This window comes from Moorella humiferrea (genome assembly GCF_039233145.1).
In the GTDB taxonomy this organism is placed as follows: domain Bacteria; phylum Bacillota; class DSM-521; order Neomoorellales; family Neomoorellaceae; genus Neomoorella; species Neomoorella humiferrea.
The window spans coordinates 506,391-525,390 of sequence record NZ_CP136419.1 but is presented as its reverse complement, the minus strand read 5'-3'; the positions used below and the strand labels follow the sequence as shown (position 1 = coordinate 525,390).

Below are 19,000 nucleotides of genomic sequence, written 5' to 3'. Positions count from 1 at the left end.
CCGCCTCCTAGTCCTTTAAGAAGCCCAAACGCTGGTTCAAAACGGCGACTTTATTCTTTAGTTCCGCCGCGCGGGCCTCTTCTTTGGCTACAACGGCCGCCGGCGCCTTGGTGCGAAAATCTTCCCTGGCCAGTTTCTTTTCCACCTTTTCCAGCTCGGCCCGGGTGTTCTTAAGTTCCTTTTCCAGGCGGGCCTGTTCCTTTTCCAGGTCAATAAGACCGGACAAGGGAAGAAATACCTGTACGGTGCCGGTAATGGCCGTCGCCGCCCTGGCAGGCGGCCGCTCCAGGGCTCCTTCTACCTGTACCGGGCCGGCGGCGGCCAGAACTTCTAGATATAAAGATCCTTGGCGTAGAATCTGCCGGTCTTCTTCGGCGGGAGCAACGAGAATTACCTCCGCTTTGCGTCCGGGAGGCACATTCATCTCGCTGCGCAGGTTGCGGACGGCCTTGATGACGGCCATGATCAGCTCCATGGCCTTCTCTGCTTCCGGGTCATGGCGTTCCGGGAGGGCGACCGGCCAGCTGCTGATCATAATGCTTTCTTTTTCGCCGGGTAAATGCTGCCAGATTTCTTCAGTTATAAAGGGCATAAAGGGATGCAGAAGCTGCAGGCTTTTACTTAAAACTTCAACTAAGACTCCCTGGGCCACATGTCGGGCTTTCTGGTCCTTGCCGTACAGGCGAGGCTTAATAAGCTCAATATACCAGTCGCAAAACTCGCCCCAGAAAAAGTCGTAGAGGAGCCTGGCCACTTCGCCGATTTCATAGGCTTCCAGTCCTTCCGTAACCTGGGCGATCAATTGATTGAGACGGCTCAAAATCCAGCGGTCGGGCAGTTCTAGTTCCCCCGTCTCAATGGGTGCGGGCCGGTAATCCTCAAGATTTAACAGGGCAAAACGGGCAGCGTTCCAGATTTTATTGGTGAAATTGCGGATTCCTTCCAGGCGTTCGGGGTGAAAGCGCAAGTCATTGCCCGGGGTGTTGCCGGTCACCAGCATAAAGCGCAGGCAGTCGGCACCGTACTTATCGATCACTTCCATAGGATCGATACCGTTACCCAGGGATTTGCTCATTTTTCGCCCCTGGGCGTCCAGCACCAAACCGTGGATAAGGACTTCCCGGAAGGGCACATCTCCCATGAACTCCAGGCCCATAAAGAGCATCCTGGCGACCCAGAAAAAGATGATGTCCCGTCCTGTCACCAGGACGGAAGTAGGATAAAAGGTCTCAAGCTCCGGCGTATTTTCCGGCCAGCCCATGGTGGAAAACGGCCATAGGGCGGAGCTGAACCAGGTGTCGAGGACGTCGGGATCCTGTTCCAGGGCCGTACTGCCGCAGGCGGGGCACTCCACAGGGTCTTCCACGGCACAAATTTCTTCCCCGCACTGCTGGCAGTACCAGACGGGTATACGGTGACCCCACCAGAGCTGACGGGAAATGCACCAGTCGCGGATGTTTTCCAGCCAGTTAAGGTAGATTTTGGTGAAGCGCTCCGGAATAAAGCGCACCCTGCCCTCCTGGGCCGCCCGGATCGCCGGTGCCGCCAAGGGTGCCATGCGGACGAACCATTGGGGGGAAACCAGGGGTTCAATGACAGTGCCGCAGCGGTAACAGTGACCGACGGCATGGGTAAGGTCTTCCACTTTCACCAAAAGCCCCAGTTCTTTTAGATCCCTTACTATTTTCTCCCGGCAAGCATACCGGTCCAGGCCGGCATAGGAACCGGCCTCCGCCGTCATGCGGGCGTCCTTGCCGATAACGGTCACGGCCGGTAGATTATGACGCAAGGCCACTTCAAAGTCGTTGGGATCGTGGGCCGGCGTTATCTTGACGGCCCCGGTACCGAAGGAGGGATCGACGTAGCTGTCGGCAATAACGGGTATTTCCCGGTTGACCAGGGGCAGAATCACCGTTTTACCAATAATGCCGCGGTAGCGCTCATCCTCGGGGTTTACGGCTACGGCCGTGTCGCCCAGCATGGTTTCCGGTCGGGTAGTGGCCACGGTAATGCCGCCTTCCCCATCCTTAAAAGGATAGCGCACATACCAAAGGCGGCCCGCTTCTTCTTCATGTTCCACCTCGATATCGGAAATGGTGGTGTGGCAGTGGGGGCACCAGTTTATAATATAATTACCCCGGTAGATCAATCCCTTTTCGTAGAGGCGTACGAATACCTCGCGCACGGCCCGGGAGCAACCCGCATCCATGGTAAAGCGCTCCCGGCTCCAGTCGCAGGAGGCCCCCAAAAGGCGCAGCTGTTTGGTAATACGATTGCCGTACTCGTTTTTCCATGCCCAGACCCGCTCCAGAAACTTCTCACGGCCCAGGTCGTATTTGCTCAAACCTTCTTTGGCCAGTTCTTCTTCCACCCGGGCCTGGGTGGCGATGCCGGCATGATCGGTTCCCGGTAACCATAGAGTGGCATCCCCGCGCATCCGGTGCCAGCGGGTTAAGATGTCCTGCAGGGTGTTGTCCAGGGCATGCCCCAGGTGCAGGCTGCCCGTAACATTGGGCGGGGGCATGACTATGCTGAAGGTTTTCTGTCCTGCGGCCGGTAAGGTTCCGCGGAAATAGCCTTTTTCCGTCCAATAGCGGTACCATTTTTCTTCTACAGCTTTAGGATCGTAAACCTTGTCTAGCGCAGCCAACACGCTTGCCTCCCCAAAATCATTACTTGCCGTGGCTGGCTTTTGTTTTGAGCGAGCGACTTGGTCCGAGCGGCTTAGCGGCCACAGGCTATGCCGAGAGCGATGGCGGGGCCGAGGACAGCGAGGCCTTCGGCCGGCCTTTGAGGCAAGGATGCCGTATAGGCCGGGAACCCCGCCCGAGCCGAAGGCTGAGCCTCTGGCCGCTCCGCGAGGACCACGGAGCGAGGAAAAACAAAGCCAGCCCAGTACAAAAAACCCCCATCCGCCCAAAACGGACGAGGGGAGATAAGCCTAACCGGCGTTCTCTACGGTACTATCTTAGCGATTTCTGGTTCATGCTGTCAAGTATTGTCTGTTTTTTCTTCTTCCTTCCTTACCAGGGCCTCTTTGAGGACTTCGTCCATGTGCTCAACAAAAATAAAGTTGAGCTTGCGGCGAATGTTGGGCGGGATGTCTTCCAGGTTCTTTTCGTTTTCCCGGGGCAGGATGACGTTTTTCACCCCGGCGCGGTGGGCGGCCAGCACTTTTTCTTTAATCCCGCCTACCGGCAGCACCCGTCCCCGCAGGGTGATCTCCCCCGTCATGGCCAGATTACCCTTTACCGGGATGCCGGTCAGGGCCGAGGCCATGGCCGTGGCCATGGTGATCCCCGCCGAAGGCCCGTCCTTGGGAATGGCCCCTTCGGGCACGTGGATGTGCAGGTCGTACTTTTCATGAAAGTCCGCTTCCAGGCCCAGTTCCTCGGCCCGTGAACGGATGTAGCTGAAGCCGGCGTAGGCCGATTCCTTCATGACGTCGCCGAGTTTGCCCGTCAGGGTAAGGTTGCCCTTGCCCTTCATTACTGATACCTCGACATTCAAAACCTCACCGCCGGCCTCCGTCCAGGCCAGACCGTTGGCCACACCTACCATGTCGTTCTGCAGGGCTTCGGTATGGCGGTAACGCGGTATGCCGAGGTAGTCTTCTAAATTACCGGCGCTGATCTTTACCGCCTTAGTTTTCCCGCTGACGATGTCTCGCGCCGTTTTACGGCAGATAGTGGCTATCTGTCTTTCAAGGTTGCGTACTCCCGCTTCCCGGGTATACTCCCGCACGATGCGCCGCAGGGCATTTTCCGATATCTCCAGCTGTTCCTTTTTCAGCCCGTGTTCTTTAAGCTGCTTGGGCACCAGGTGCAGGGCGGCGATCTTCACCTTTTCCTCTTCGGTATAGCCAGGTATACGGATAACCTCCATACGGTCGAGGAGGGGCCGCGGTATGGAGTATTCTACGTTGGCGGTGGTGATGAACATTACCCGGGAAAGATCGAAGGGAGCTTCAATATAATGATCGCTGAACATATGGTTTTGTTCCGGGTCCAGCACTTCCAGCAGGGCCGAAGCCGGATCGCCGCGAAAATCGCTGCTTAATTTGTCTATTTCATCCAGTAAAAAAACCGGGTTTTTGGTGCCCGCCTGCTTCATGCCCTGGATGATCCTTCCGGGCAATGCCCCCACATAGGTGCGGCGATGGCCGCGGATCTCCGCTTCATCCCGGACGCCGCCTAGAGAGATGCGTACGAACTTGCGCTGCAAGGCCCGGGCAATGGATTTGGCCAGGGAGGTTTTGCCGACGCCCGGCGGCCCGACAAAACATATAATCGGACCCTTCATTTTTTTGGCAAGCTGGCGGATGGCCAGGTATTCCAGGATACGGTCTTTAACTTCCTTCAGGCCGTAGTGGTCTTCGTCAAGGATGCGTTCGGCCACCTTTATGTCCAGGCGGTCCCTGGTCTGCTTGTTCCAGGGTAGACTCAAAAGCCAGTCCAGGTAATTGCGCACCACCGTGGCCTCGGCCACCATCGGCGGCATTTTTTCCAGGCGTTCGACCTCTTTTAAAGCCCTTTCCCGGACCTCCTTGGGCAGCTTGGCGGCGTCAATCTTCTGCCGCAGTTCCTCTACTTCCGCCGCCCGTTCGTCTTTTTCGCCCAGCTCCTTCTGGATAGCCTTAATTTGCTCCCGCAGGTAGTATTCCTTCTGGGTTTTTTCCATCTGCTTGCGGACGCGTAAATTTATCTTGCGCTCCAGTTCCAGGATCTCCTTTTCCCTGGCCAGGATTTCGCATAAAAGATTCAGGCGTTCTTTGATGTCCACCGCTTCTAAAACGGCCTGCTTATCCGTCAATTTAAGGTTAAGGTGGGAGGCTACCACATCGGCCAGCCGACCCGGTTCTTCCAGGCTGACGACGGCCACCACCGTTTCCGGCGGGATTTTCTTGGACATCTTGACATAGGTCTCAAATTCATCGATCAAACACCGCATCAAAGCGTCGATTTCATTCGAAGTTTCCACTGCATCGGGTGCTTCTTCGATTTCAACCTTGAGGCAGGGGTCGTGGCTCAAGTATTCTTTGATTTTGCCCCGCCGGATGCCCTCCACTAAGATGCGGATAGTCCCGCCCGGCAGCTTTAATAGCTGCTTGATCTCGGCTACGGTTCCAGTAGCATAAATGTCGTCTTCTCCGGGATCGTCGTCCTGGGCCTCCTTCTGCATGGCCAGGAAAATGACCCGATCCTTTAACATGGCCTCCTCAATGGCATTGATGGAACGTTCCCGCCCGACGTCGAGATGAATTACCGTATAAGGAAAAACAATAACCCCGCGCAAGGGCAACAGGGGAAGAATACGGCTCAAACTTTACACCTCCACGGTGCTCCCTTGTATATACTTTTATTTGTCCGCGTAATTATTCTAGTATATTCTAAGGCATTATCTGTTTTATTGCAATAGCTTTAAAAACTCAGGCGCGACGGCAGGGGGCTGGCGCTCAATACCTGGGTGCGCCCCTGATAGCCTTCGTGGCTGCCGGCCTTTGCCCGGGGTATTAGAGCCTGTTCCAGGACTTCGTCCACCGTTTGCACGGGTACTACCTGGATATCTTTAAAAGAACGATAAATCTCCTGCCAGTTGTCTTTAGGGATTAGCACCTTTTTCGCCCCGGCCAACCTGGCCGCTTCCACCTTGGCGACCACCCCTCCCACGGGTCTGACTCTGCCTCGAATAGAGATTTCTCCGGTTATGGCCACCAGGTTGTTCACCGGAATCTCCGTAAAGGCGGAATAGACGGCCGTCAGCATGCTGACTCCAGCGGAAGGCCCGTCTATCGGCACACCTCCCGGAAAATTAAGGTGAATGTCATAATCGCGCACATCAACGGGAAGCAGCCGGCGCAGAACGGTTAAGACGTTATCCACCGCGTTGCGGGCCATGCTCCGCCGCCGCAGCCGGCGGCCATCGAAGCTGCCGCTCTCTTCTTCTTCGATGACGCCGGTAACGGTAACCTGGCCGCGGCGCTGGCCGACAAAATTGACGGTAGCTTCCAGTTCGACGAGTAGCCCCATACTTGGTCCATATACGGCCAGGGCATTGACCACGCCAACCTGGGGTTCGGGAGGAACCTTGCCGTCGTGTCGGGGAGTATAGTGACAGCTGCTTACCACCCATTCTACATCTTCGCGACTTATCTCCCGCCTTTTTTCCGTGAGGGCCAGGCCCGCCGCCAGCTGCACCATGTTAACGGCTTCCCGGCCGTTGGTGGCGTACTGTTTAATAAGCTCCACGGCGGCCGGAGCGATGGGCAGATCGATCTTCCGGGCGGCATTGCGGACGATGGTCGCGATTTCTTCGGCCTGCAGGGGACGGAAAAATACCTCCAGGCAGCGGGAACGGATGGCCGCCGGGATTTCCTGGGGCAGACGGGTAGTCGCCCCTACCAGGCGAAAATCGGCGGGCAACCCGTTTTTGAAGATATCATGGATGTGATTGGGAATGTTGCTGTCTTCCGAGCTGTAATAGGCGCTCTCCAGGATAACTTTACGGTCTTCCAAGACTTTGAGCAGTTTGTTTATCTGAATGGGATGCAGCTCGCCGATTTCGTCTATAAAGAGAATACCGCCATGGGCGCGGGTTACGGCGCCCGGTTTCGGCTGGGGAATGCCGGCCATGCCTAAAGGGCCGGCCCCCTGATAAATGGGATCATGGACAGAGCCAATCAGGGGGTCGGCGATGCCCCGCTCATCAAAACGCGCTGTCGCCCCGTCTACTTCGACGAAACGGGCCGTTTCTTTAAAGGGCGATAGGGGATTTTTCTTGGCCTCTTCCAAAACGAGGCGGGCGGCCGCCGTCTTGCCTACTCCTGGCGGGCCGTAAATAATGACGTGCTGGGGGTTGGGGCCGCAGAGGGCGGCCCGCAGGGCCTTCAACCCTTCTTCCTGGCCGATTATCTCCTCAAAGGTGGTCGGACGCGTCTTTTCCGCCAGGGGCTCTGTTAAAGAAATCTCCCGCATACGCTGCAGCTTCTCCAGCTCTTTACGGGATTCTTTTTCCACTGCCACCCTGTTGCCCTGCTGGTTGCGCAAAAGGTTCCAGAAGTAAAGGCCGATCACCACGGCGAAAAATACCTGGACGAAACCCAGGACTCCTCCCATGCCTTGTCCCCATTCAAACATCGCTAAAACTCCTTTCCGGATACCTCGATAACTTAAAGTTTATCCGGAAAGGAAAATTTTATCCAAAAAGGCGGTGGCACGTGCCACCGCCTTTCCTTTTAGGCCGTTTCTTCTTTTTTCTTTTTGCGATCCACCGTCGTTAGCAGCAGAGGTTCTTCCTTGCGCAGGACTACGTCTTTTGTGATGATACATTTGGTGACGTTGCTGCGGGAAGGTATCTCGTACATTACATCCAGCATTATTTCTTCCAGTATGGCCCTTAAGCCCCGGGCACCGGTCTCCCGCTTCAAAGCTTCTTTGGCTATGGCCCTGATGGCGTCTTCTTTGAACTCTAGGGTTACGCCGTCCATCTCGAACAGCTTCTGATACTGTTTGACCAGGGCATTGCGGGGTTCCGTAAGCACCCGGACTAGGGCGTCCTCATCAAGGGCGTCCAGGGTGACGATGACCGGCAGCCGCCCGATAAACTCGGGGATTAAACCGTACTTCAACAGGTCTACGGGCTGGACCTGTTTTAAAATGTCGCCCACCTGCACGTCCTTCTTACCCTGGATTTCGGCGCCAAAGCCCATGGTCTTCTGGGAGATGCGGTTCCTGATGATTTTATCCAGGCCGTCGAAGGCGCCGCCGCAGATGAAGAGGATGTTGGTGGTATCCAGCTGGATGAATTCCTGATGGGGATGCTTGCGCCCTCCCTGGGGAGGTACGCTGGCAATGGTCCCCTCCAGAATCTTCAAGAGGGCCTGCTGAACACCTTCGCCAGATACGTCCCTGGTAATGGACGGGTTTTCCGACTTGCGGGCGATTTTATCGATCTCGTCGATATAGACGATACCCTTTTCCGCCTTCTCCACGTCATAATCGGCCGCCTGGATGAGCTTTAGCAGGATGTTTTCTACGTCCTCACCCACATAGCCGGCTTCCGTAAGGGAGGTGGCGTCGGCAATGGCGAAGGGTACATTGAGTATCTTCGCCAGGGTCTGGGCCAGCAGGGTTTTACCGCTGCCGGTGGGGCCAAGCATGATGATGTTGCTCTTCTGGAGCTCAACGTCATCCATCCTGGCACCGAGGTTGATGCGCTTATAGTGGTTGTATACTGCCACGGACAGGGCCTTTTTGGCCTTATCCTGGCCGATGACATATTGATCGAGGATTTCCCTGATCTCTTTGGGTTTAGGCAGCTCACCCATCTCCAGGTTGAGATCCTCGTTCAGTTCTTCCTCGATTATCTCGTTACACAGTTCTATACACTCGTCGCAGATATAGACGCCGGGGCCGGCGACCAGTTTTTTAACCTGGTCCTGAAGTTTCCCGCAGAAGGAACACTTCAGCTGGCCCTTATCGTCGGTATATTTATACATGTTTAGTTCACCTCGCCGTCCCTATTTACGGGGCAACTCGCGCTTGGTGATCACCTCGTCGATTAAACCGTACTCTTTGGCTTCCAGGGGCGTCATAAAATGATCGCGGTCGGTGTCCCTGGCAATCTGTTCCACGGGTTTACCGGTAATGTCGCTCAAAATACGGTTTAAAGTATCCCGGATGGCCAGGATACGCTTGGCGTGGATCTCGATATCTACGGCCTGGCCCTGGGTGCCGCCCATGGGCTGGTGAATCATGATCTCGCTGTGGGGCAGGGCGAAACGTTTGCCCTTGGCGCCGGCCGCTAAAAGAAAGGCACCCATGCTGGCCGCCAGGCCGACGCAAATGGTAGATACATCGGGCCGGATATACTGCATGGTGTCAAAGATGGCCATCCCTGCAGAAATGGAGCCACCGGGGCTGTTGATATATAGGTGGATATCTTTATCGGGATCCTCCGCTTCCAGGAAAAGCATCTGGGCAATCACCAGGTTGGCCACATGATCATCTATGGCGCTGCCCAAAAAAATGATACGGTCTTTTAGCAAGCGGGAGTAAATATCGTAGGCCCGCTCGCCCCTGTTCGTCTGCTCAACGACAACCGGTACCAGGATAGACACTCCTTATCCCACCTCCATAGGAAAATGTTACTCCCCTGCAGCAGCAGTTTCTCCCTTCTCCTCTACTCCGCCTTCCCGGGGCGGAACGGCCACGCTGTTTTCCACCAGAAAATCAATGGTCTTTTTGATCATTATATCGTATTTCAGGAAAGACAAGTCGCCCAAATTTTTCCGGACTTCTTCGGGATCCTGCCGGAAGGCGCGTGCCATTTTGTCGATTTCCGCCACCACCTCTTCTTCAGTGGCCTCAATATTTTCCGCTTTTGCTATGGCCTCCAAAACCAGCTCCGTCTTTACTTCCCGTTCCGCTCCGGGCCGGAATTCTTTATCTAGATCTTCCATATTCTTCCCGTTTTCTTTTAAGAACTCATCTAGAGTTATTTTTCTGATCTGTAAGTTGCGCTCCAGTTCGCGGATGCGAGCAGCGATGCGTCGTCTGACCATAACCTCCGGGAGATCTACTGTTGCCGCATCTACGACCTTGGCCACCACCGCCTGCCTGACGGCGGCATCGATTTCCTGGCGCCGTCTTTCCTCCAACCGACGGCGGATATCCTGGCGCAGTTCGTCTAAGGTTTCGCACTCGCTCACGTCTTTGGCGAACTCATCGTCTAAGGGCGCCAGCTCTTTTCGCTTAATTCCCCGTACGGTAACCTGAAAGACGGCTTCCTTGCCTGCCAGATCCTTTTGATGGTAGTCGGACGGAAAGGTAATGTTTATGGTACGTTCTTCATTCACCCTGGCACCTACTAGCTGTTCTTCAAAGCCGGGGACCAGTGTGCCCGAGCCTAATTCGAGGGTAAAATTGCTGCCCTCCAGGCCGGGATGGGGTTCTCCATCTACCGTACCTTTAAAATCGATAACGACGATGTCACCTACCGCTGCGGGTTCGTCTTCGATGTTTTTCAGGGTGGCATACCGTTCCTGCATGCTTTTAAGGTAGGCGTCGACGTCTTCTTCGCCGACCCGAACCTCGGGTTTTTCTACTTCAACCCCCTTATAGGGTCCCAGCTGGACTTCAGGTTTTACCTCGACCTTTGCCTTAAAGATTAAAGGCTCGCCCTCTTCTACCTTGACTATTTCTACTTCCGGCCGGTCGATGGGTTCCAGGCTGTGTTCGGCCAGGGCTTCTTCATAAGCCGGCGGCACGACAATTTCCACCGCTTCGTCATAGATGGGCTCTTTGCCTATATAACGCTCGAGGATAAAACGCGGCGCCTTTCCTTTACGGAACCCCGGTATGTTTACCCGCTTTACCAGGCGGCGATAGGCTTGATCTATGGCCTTTTGTACCCTGGGGGCTTCCACTTCTACTTCCAGAAGTACCTGATTTTTATCCAGCTTCTCGACGGTTGCCTTCATTACTTAACTGCTCCTCCCTGATCCCTACTACGTTTAGCATATTTCGCCGTTGCCATTACCTTTTCCTGCCGCATCCTTAAAAAGCAGCATTTAGAATAACACCTCGGACAGGTTAATACCCGTGCCGAGGCCCTCAGCGAAAAATATGGAGCGGAAGACGGGATTTGAACCCGCGACCCTCGCCTTGGCAAGGCGATGCTCTACCACTGAGCTACTTCCGCCCGTAATAAGGTACTCCCTTTCCGTAGCGTTATCTTAGCAGATAGCACCGGTCCTGTCAAGCTTTCTGCCGCCAATTTTTGTAGTTATGCATTATTGTATCATCAACCTTTTGTAAAAGATTATGGACGAGGATTTCCACCTGACCCTCAATCATCCGCAAAAGAAAGCGTTTATACGGCGCTGACACACTTTTACGAGACAGGTAATCGTCCAAAAGGGCTTCCAATACTTCCAGGTTTATAAGCCTTTCCCTGCATGACATCCGGTAATCCCCTTCCTGTGAGCGGGCCCCAATGCTACTAAAAAATTAAGGGCGGCGCGAAAACTTAAGGCCGCCCTGAAACTCAATGCTTAATAAAAAATCAGCATCAAGGTACCGGCAGCCTGGCGATCATAGCTTAAAAAGCCTTAGACCCATGGCTTTGCGTCCCCCCCTTTCGGTGGGGTTTGCCTTTAGCGGTAACATTTTACTTTTTATTACGCTATTCGACATCAATACCTTTTTTCCTGCAAAATAAAAAAACAACCCGGCTAATTCCGGGTGTGGTAGGAAATTTATATTTAAAAAGGAGGTCAGAGGGCTTTGCTCACCTGTATATTAACATGCAGGAGTTATAATTGTATTAACGTCACTTTAAAAATACATTAAAATATATGCCCGGCAATCTAGCTTTTATCTAATTTTTCGCCCTTTGCCATGCTCTCCAGGAGCTTGGCCCGGCCGGCCACGTTGTTAAGATGCTCCAGCATGGCATTGCGCGCCTCCCGCGGTTTTTTATTGCGGATGTTTTCTATGATTTTCCGGTGTTCCGTAACCACGAGTTCGCGATGCCACGGAAAAGTTTTACCATAGCGTAAACTCAAATGGAAATACTGCCTGATAATGTGCTCGATGGTGCTGGCGGTTTGAATAAAGATGGGGTTTTTGGTAGCCAGGGCTATAGTGTTGTGGAACTGATAGTCGGGTTCGATGGTGATTTCTCCCCGTGTTATCTCTTCTTCCAGTCTTCTTTCCGCCGCCTCAATGGCCTCAAGATCTGCCTCGTCACGCCTCTCGGCCGCCAGGGCAGCGGCTTCAGCTTCCAGGGCCCGGCGAAACTCCACCCAGGAAAGGAGCTGTTCGTACTCCACTTCATTTATCTGGGCGAGAACGTCCTCGGCCTCCAGGGGAAAACGCTTGATGTAAATCCCGTTGCCGTGCCTGATCTCCAGGATACCGCTCGAAGAGAGGACGGAAAGCCCCTCCCTTAATGTAGGGGTGCCCACGCCGAACATTTCACTCAGCTCTTGTACGGGCGGCAGGCGATCGCCAACCTTATATTCGCCTGATTTTATAAGCTGAAGAATACGCTCCACCACTTCTTCATACATTTTCTTTTTCCTGATGACTAGCCTTTCTTTCATAAACATCACGCACCTGTACCTGACTGTAAATAAATTCCCATAGCTGCCGCCCAATCGTTTTTATCTCTTTTAAAGCGAGGTCCAGGCCTTCATAAATCCGGCCCGGACCTCGCACGGCGACTTGATTTTCCCTATTTCTTTCTGACCTCCACCTGGGCCAGCTTTTCGTAGAAACGAATGATGGCCCCGTGGTCGGCATCCCCCAGCCCGTCAACCTTTAAGGCCTGGAGTATTTCCATAACAACAGCCGTCAAGGGCAGGGGCACGCCCGCCTCATGGCCGGCCGACAGGGCATTGGCCAGGTCTTTAATGTGTAAATTGATGCGGAAACCGGGTTTGAACTGACCGGCCAGCACCAGGGGCGCTTTGGCATCCAACACCGTGCTCCCGGCCAGACCGCCGCGGATGGCCTGGTACACCAGCTCCGGGTCGACTCCGGCTTTGGTGGCCAAAACCAGGGCCTCGGACATGGCAGCGATGTTCAGGGCGACAATAATCTGGTTGGCCAGCTTGGTAACATTGCCGGCGCCAATTTCACCCGTGCGGACCACGGAAGAACCCATGGCCTTTAAAATATCGTAGCATTCATCAAAGTCTTCCTGCCTGCCACCCACCATTATCGAGAGGGTGCCGTCGATGGCCTTGGGTTCGCCGCCGCTTACAGGCGCATCAAGCATACGCACGCCCTTTTCGGCCAGCTTTCCGGCTATTTCCCGGCTGACCATAGGATCGATGGAACTCATATCGATTAAGATAGAACCGGGGCGGGCCCCTTCAATAAGACCGTTGGGTCCTAATACGGCCTCCTTTACATGGGGGGAATTGGGGAGCATGGTGATGAATTTATCGCATCTTTCGCCCACTTCACGACAGGAAGAGGCAGGTTCCGCGCCGGCGGCAACCACATCGTCTACCGCCTGCTTGTTGATATCATAGACCACCAGCTCATAGCCGGCCTTTAAAAGATTCTTGCTCATGGGTTTACCCATGATACCCAAGCCGATAAAACCGATTTTGCCCATCTTTTTGGCCCCTTTCTTTAAGTTTTCTATCCTGGAAAATTACTTCTCTCCAGGCTGGCTTTGTTTTTGCTTCGGCATCCTTGCCTTTAGAATTCGGCCTTGGACATTTTGTCCTCGATGCCCGCCCTCGCTCCTCGGCTTTGCCAAGGCTGTTTAATCGCTCAGACCAAGTCGCTCGCTCTAAACAAATGCCAGCCCGTTATTTTTCTTCTGATGGTGCCGCTATAAGTTGGTATAAATTTCGCACCTTAATAACTTTCATTTAACCCAGGGTGTAACCGTACTCCGTCACCCAGGATAATGATTTAAGGGTATCGGGAAGCGGGATGTACTCCAGGGATACATATCCCTTGTATCCAACGTTATCCAGTTCGCGGAAAAGGAAAGGATAATTTATTTCACCGGTTCCGGGTTGATGCCTACCGGGGTTGTCGGCTATCTGAATGTGGCCGATCTTTGCCAGGTGTTCGCGCAAGATGACCGTCAGGTTTCCTTCCACCTTCTGGGCATGGTAAATATCGTACTGTAAAAATACGTTGGCGCGACCGACCTCGTCAATGAGCCGCAAAACCTGAGCGGTAGTGTTGAGCAAGAAACCAGGTACGTCGTAATAGTTTAAGGGTTCCACCATAAGGTTTATACCGTATTCCCCCAGAACTTCGGCCGCGTAGCGGACGTTCTCCACTAGTACCCGCCACTGTTCTTCTAAGGTGAAGGCGTCTATCCTCTTGCCGGCCAAACAGTTCAACCGCGGCACCCCTAAAGCCCGGGCCCAGTCAGCCGCCTGCTTTACTCCTTCCCGGAACTCATCCTTCCGCCGCGGGTCGGCGGCGATACCCCTTTCACCCGCCGCCCAGTCGCCGGCAGGCAGGTTGAAGAGCACCACCTCAAGACCGTTTTCCTCCACCGCTTTTTTTACGACTTCCATGCCGTGTTCATAGGGGAAGAGGAACTCTACGGCTTTAAAGCCGGCTTCTCTTGCGGCTTTAAACCGCTCCAGGAAAGGGACCTCGGTAAAGAGCATAGTCAGATTGGCGGCAAATTTTGGCATAAAATCCTCCCCTTCGCTGCTATTTATATAAGCTATCGATAAATGAATTTATTTGGCGGCCCCTATTAATTTCCGGCACGACTATGTGTAAAAATATCCCGCGGCATGGTAGCTCTTTTTTAATTACTTCTATATCGTCTTCCTGCATTTTCCCCCTTAAAATCAAATGTTTTTTCTCTAAAATTCTTCGGAGCATGGGAACCATTTCCTTAATGGAAGGCCCTCCCACATCATAGTTTATCTCAATTACGTTTAAATCTTCAATACTAATAAGATCGTCAACTATGAAAAAAGAATTAGGGTGAACATGGATAGTCGTATACGGAAAGGCTTTAGAAAGCAACCTGTCACCTTCATAGAAAAATTGCCTGTAAATGCCCGGAGAACCTAATGCCATCAGATCTTCCTGGAAGATCATACACTTATCCGGCGCCCACAAGGGATACCAGCCGAAACTGTAGCCCTCGTAAAATGAGGGTATCCTCTCCCTGAGTAACTTTACTACATCCCGGTAAAATTCAGCCGCCTCCCGGGCCAGCTTTTTTACCGTTTCCGGGTGGTCAAAAAAGGCGTAAACCAGTTTTTCCTGGCCTATAAGGGAGCCAAGCAAATCAACCGGTCCCCTTAAAATGGGCTGGCCAATTGGATAACGATTCTGTGCCAGCTCTACCAGACGGTCTACGAATTCCAGCAATTTTTGCAGCCAGGGATTGCCCGGGGAAAAGGCAATTTTAACCTGGTTTATATCATCGTAGCACGGTTTGGCCCAAAAACTTCCCTCAGAGCTGTAGATTGGGCAGCCCAAGATGGCTTCCAGCCAGGGTATTCCCGGAAAAGGCATGGCGGCCCAAAAGGCTTCCTGCTCTATTTCAAGGCTGTCTAAATACATCCTCTGGTAATCCTCATAGTAATCTTCAACGACGATCATCTCCGGCGTTATTTCCCGCGGTTCGGCCAGCAATTTTTGGGCCGCCGTAAAATTTTCACTGATCAACTGGCTCCCGATTTGATAGCCGATTAATGGTCGCGGCAGTTCATTTTTTTGCCAGTAAGCTTTATGCAGTTCTATTTTTTGCGATGCCGTTAACACCAAAATCACCTTTTATTTCAATAATAAACGCCGTAGCGCAATATCGCACCATTTAGCGCCAGGATGTTTTCGGCCTTACAGTATTCCGTTAGGCCATTAGAGCTGGAAATAACGTAACCTCCGCCCCTGCCCACTTTCTCCAGCTTCTCTTTGGCTTCCAGAACCGTTTCTTCGGGGGTGCCCATGGTTAAAGTGTAGTGCAGATCCATGTTGCCGATAAGGCAGATTTTGTCGCCCCATTCTTCCTTCACCTGGAAGATATCAACGGCACCGTGCTCTAGATTGGCAATGGCACAGATGTTTAACTCTTCCACCAGATCTTTAAGCATAGGCAGAGGATTGCCATCAGTATGGTATATCCTGGGAATAGCTATGTGATCAACGACCTTTTTCATATGGGGCAGCATATATTTCCGGAAGTGTTCCGGAGAAAACATCGGTCCCCATTTAAAAGCTATGTCTTCGGAAATATAGGCTGCATCGAAACCTAAATCATTGACCCGCTCAATAACCTTAATACACCACTCGCCGATCAATTCCATGCTCTCTTCGATAAAACCGGGGTCGTCATAAAGGGCGTAGGAGAAGTTTTCATACCCCATGCTGTTGTACGTGTTGCTTAATCCCACCCTGATACCGGCAATGGCCGCCAGGCCGTTTTGCCGGGCAAAGGACAAAAGTTCTTCGGCACCCCTGTAAAAATCCGGATTCTCGGGGTCGGGCAGAAATTCCTTTAAAGCCTTCAAGTCGTCCCTGCTCTTGAGCAGGCCTTCCTTCAATTGTTCTACGTCGCCGTTCTTTTCCATGATGGCATAAAAGGGGGGCCTGAAGTTATACGTAATGGTATCAAGGCAGAGAATTTTATATAAGTCCGGCGGGGTACGCCAGCCCGGCGGCAAATCGGTCTTGCGCCCGACAATCCTGTCGGCGAGACCTCGGTGAACGTAACTCTCAAACCACGGCACCCTGTCGGGCTGCTGTCTTTTCAGTGCAGTAAGGAATCTTTCCCGGGAGGACATGGGTTTCATGGAAATATCTCCTTTCAAAAAATAAAGCTATCTACGGGAAGGGAAGGGTTACAACCTTTTATTGCAATGTTATATTCAGGTCTTTAATCAGCTTGCCGAAATAGTCATAGGCCTCTTTGAAGAATTTCTGATATTCTTCGGGACCCATATAAAGGATGGGCTGATAGAGATTCTTCATCGACTCTTTAAACTCGGGATCTTCGCTTACCTTTTTCAGCACGCCGGCCAGATAATCAACCACTTCTTTAGGAGTTCCGGCCGGAGCGGCAATACCCTTCACTGAACCCCAACTGTAGAAGTTTATGCCCTGTTCTTTTAAAGTCGGCACGTCCGGGAAGGCGGGATCGCGCTCCGGTAGATCTACGGCCAGGGGACGCAACCTGCCGGCCTGAATATGGGGCGCCACTTCGTTACCGGAACCGCCGCCCACGATGGTATGGCCGCCGATCAGGTCGGTAATGGCCTGGGCGCCACCCTGATGGGGTATGGGAACGATGTTAATGCCGGTAACTTTGCCAATACCGCGCATGGTGATATTAACGTTGCCCGTAGCCGTCGATACGCTGGCGGTGACGGGCTGTTTACTCGTTTTAGCCCAGTTGATGAGCTCCTGCATTGATTTAAACTGGGAGTTGCCCGGCACACAGATAATGGTGGAATGGATTGACATTCTAGCTATGGGTGTAAAATCTTTCAGGGGATCGTAGGGCACTTTTTGCAGCTGAGGACCGATTAAATCTTCGCCTGAACCGTAGCCTATCATTAAGGTGTAACCGTCGGGCTTGGAAGTTTTGACAAATTCCCGCCCTTCAACACCGCCGGCGCCCGGTTTGTTGACAATCATGACGGGCTGCGGGGAGTATTTGGTCCACACCTTTTCAATGGCCCGGGCCAGGGCATCGGTAGAACCGCCTGCCGCATAAGGAACGATAATAGTGATTGGTTTTTCTGGATATTTACCGCTTGTTGCCGCAGTCCCTTCTTTTTTCTCTTGAGAAGGGGCATTGTTCTGGGTAGCAGATTTGCCGCCGCAGCCGCCGGCGATAAGGAGCACCAGCAGGGCGACCATCAACAGACCCAATATTCTCCAGGCTTTCTTACGATACATCTTAATCCTCTACCCCTTTCCATTAAGTTTATTTCCCGTAGATAGCTTTACGAAGGCTGTATTAAACTCGCCGGTGGTTATTTCCGGCGAAACCTCCGACCTTTTCCGCCGGCGTAGCGATTGCAGACCTTGAGCGATCACCAGGGCTATAAAGATACCGAACAAAGTAGCCGCTATGGGCCGGGTAAAAAAGATGGCCATACTGCCGCCCGACATCAAAAGAGACTGCCTTAAAGAATTTTCAATTATAGGAGCAAGTACAAAGGCTAGAGGTAACGGACCCGGCTCAAATTCGAGTTTGCGCATAAAATAGCCCAGGAGGCCGAAGAACAGTAGGGTATATATGCTAAAGGTATCGTTGGCTATGCTGTAGACTCCTACACAGGTGAACAATACCACCGCCGGTGCCAAGATCCCGAAAGGCACCTTCAAAAGTTGAACCCATATACCTACCAGGGGTAGATTAAGGGCCAACAACATCAGATTACCTATATACATCGAAGCGATAACTCCCCAAAAGACGTCGGCGTGCTCTTTTACCAGGAAAGGCCCGGGGGTTACCCCCTGGATCAACAGCGCCGCAAAAATCATGGCGATAGAGGCGTTGGCGGGGATACCCAGGGTTAACAGGGGTATAAAGGAGGCGCTAGAGGCAGCGTTATTCGCGGATTCCGGACCTGCTACACCGCAGATGGCCCCCTGGCCGAATTCTTCCGGTTTTTTTGAACACTTTTTTTCTACAGCATAGGACGCCAGGGAAGCAACTACGGCCCCACCGCCGGGGAGGATGCCAACGATAAAGCCGATTAATGAACCGCGAATAATCGCCCATTTCGCTTCAATGAAATCCTTTATGGTAGGAAAGACGTTACCGATTTTCGTGGTTACTATCTCCCCCTTTAGGCTCTGCTCCAAGGTATATAAAATCTCGCCAATGCCAAATACCCCCATGGCCAGGGTAACAAAATCAAAACCGCTTTGGAGCCCTATAATTCCACCGGTAAAACGGACCTTCCCCGTCATGGGATCAAGGCCGACGCTCGCCAGCAAAAGGCCGATCAGTAAGGTAATAAGCCCCTTCACTATGGACGATCCCGATAGAAATACCGCCAGCAAGAGCCCCACAAGGGTGAGGGCAAAGTACTCCGGGGGCCCAAAACGCAGGGCAAATTCGGCCAGGGGAGGGGCGACGAAGCTTAGTCCAATAACCCCGATAGTGCCGGCGATAAAGGAGCCAATGGCGGCAATTCCCAAGGCCGCTCCTGCCCGACCTTTCAAAGCCATTTTGTAGCCGTCTATCGCGGTAACTACCGATGCCGCTTCACCCGGCAAGTTAAGGAGAATCGAAGTCGTCGACCCGCCGTACATCGAACCGTAATAAATTCCGGCCAAAAAAATTATCGACGTCGCCGGTGAACTCATTTTATAAACTACCGGCAAAAGCAGCGATATCGTAGCCGCCGGGCCGAGACCGGGAAGGACACCGATGGCCGTACCCAGCAGGCAACCTACAAAGGCAAATATAAGGTTATAGCCTTGTAGAGCAATGGAAAAGCCGTTGATCAGACCCTCAAAAATACCCATTACCTGCCCTC

Annotated in this window: 14 protein-coding genes, 1 tRNA gene and 1 riboswitch; all 15 genes read right to left on the bottom strand. The window is 52.9% G+C overall.

Annotation, left to right across the window (positions count from 1 at the left end):
* Positions 1-7 precede the first annotated feature (7 nt).
* Positions 8-2,650, bottom strand: coding sequence for a valine--tRNA ligase (locus MHFGQ_RS02615; protein ID WP_106004522.1), 2,643 nt, complete (start codon positions 2,648-2,650; stop codon positions 8-10).
* A gap of 341 nt (positions 2,651-2,991) precedes the next feature.
* The gene (gene lon / locus MHFGQ_RS02610; RefSeq protein WP_106004523.1) at positions 2,992-5,322 is read right to left on the bottom strand and encodes an endopeptidase La; all 2,331 of its coding nucleotides are present in this window, start codon (positions 5,320-5,322) and stop codon (positions 2,992-2,994) included.
* A 98-nt stretch (positions 5,323-5,420) separates the two neighbouring features.
* Positions 5,421-7,136, bottom strand: coding sequence for an ATP-dependent protease LonB (lonB, locus tag MHFGQ_RS02605; RefSeq protein WP_106004524.1), 1,716 nt, complete (start codon positions 7,134-7,136; stop codon positions 5,421-5,423).
* Between the two features lie 98 nt (positions 7,137-7,234).
* Entirely contained in the window at positions 7,235-8,497 is a 1,263-nt protein-coding gene (clpX, locus tag MHFGQ_RS02600; RefSeq protein ID WP_106004525.1) for an ATP-dependent Clp protease ATP-binding subunit ClpX, read from the bottom strand.
* A 21-nt stretch (positions 8,498-8,518) separates the two neighbouring features.
* Entirely contained in the window at positions 8,519-9,118 is a 600-nt protein-coding gene (clpP, locus tag MHFGQ_RS02595; RefSeq protein ID WP_106004526.1) for an ATP-dependent Clp endopeptidase proteolytic subunit ClpP, read from the bottom strand.
* 27 nt (positions 9,119-9,145) lie between these two features.
* On the bottom strand, positions 9,146-10,480 hold the full coding sequence (tig, locus tag MHFGQ_RS02590; RefSeq protein WP_106004527.1) for a trigger factor: 1,335 nt from the start codon (positions 10,478-10,480) through the stop codon (positions 9,146-9,148).
* Between the two features lie 146 nt (positions 10,481-10,626).
* Positions 10,627-10,701: transfer RNA gene (locus MHFGQ_RS02585), tRNA-Gly, on the bottom strand.
* A 56-nt stretch (positions 10,702-10,757) separates the two neighbouring features.
* A complete protein-coding gene (locus MHFGQ_RS02580) occupies positions 10,758-10,964 on the bottom strand; it encodes a hypothetical protein (protein ID WP_106004528.1) in 207 nt (68 codons plus the stop codon).
* 113 nt (positions 10,965-11,077) lie between these two features.
* A riboswitch (cyclic di-GMP riboswitch) is annotated at positions 11,078-11,164 on the bottom strand.
* 204 nt (positions 11,165-11,368) lie between these two features.
* On the bottom strand, positions 11,369-12,106 hold the full coding sequence (locus MHFGQ_RS02575) for a FadR/GntR family transcriptional regulator (RefSeq protein ID WP_170066147.1): 738 nt from the start codon (positions 12,104-12,106) through the stop codon (positions 11,369-11,371).
* 131 nt (positions 12,107-12,237) lie between these two features.
* Positions 12,238-13,128, bottom strand: coding sequence for a 2-hydroxy-3-oxopropionate reductase (gene garR, locus MHFGQ_RS02570; RefSeq protein ID WP_106004530.1), 891 nt, complete (start codon positions 13,126-13,128; stop codon positions 12,238-12,240).
* A gap of 262 nt (positions 13,129-13,390) precedes the next feature.
* The gene (gene hyi, locus MHFGQ_RS02565; RefSeq protein WP_106004531.1) at positions 13,391-14,179 is read right to left on the bottom strand and encodes a hydroxypyruvate isomerase; all 789 of its coding nucleotides are present in this window, start codon (positions 14,177-14,179) and stop codon (positions 13,391-13,393) included.
* Positions 14,180-14,198: 19 nt separating this feature from the next.
* Positions 14,199-15,269, bottom strand: coding sequence for a hypothetical protein (locus MHFGQ_RS02560; protein WP_106004532.1), 1,071 nt, complete (start codon positions 15,267-15,269; stop codon positions 14,199-14,201).
* 17 nt (positions 15,270-15,286) lie between these two features.
* Positions 15,287-16,297: a uroporphyrinogen decarboxylase family protein gene (locus MHFGQ_RS02555; protein ID WP_106004533.1), complete on the bottom strand. Its 1,011-nt coding sequence runs from the start codon at positions 16,295-16,297 to the stop codon at positions 15,287-15,289.
* A gap of 58 nt (positions 16,298-16,355) precedes the next feature.
* Positions 16,356-17,405 (bottom strand): tripartite tricarboxylate transporter substrate binding protein, encoded by a 1,050-nt coding sequence (locus MHFGQ_RS02550; RefSeq protein ID WP_106004534.1) that lies wholly within the window; start codon positions 17,403-17,405, stop codon positions 16,356-16,358.
* A 9-nt stretch (positions 17,406-17,414) separates the two neighbouring features.
* The gene (locus MHFGQ_RS02545) at positions 17,415-18,989 is read right to left on the bottom strand and encodes a tripartite tricarboxylate transporter permease (protein ID WP_106004535.1); all 1,575 of its coding nucleotides are present in this window, start codon (positions 18,987-18,989) and stop codon (positions 17,415-17,417) included.
* Positions 18,990-19,000 lie beyond the last annotated feature (11 nt).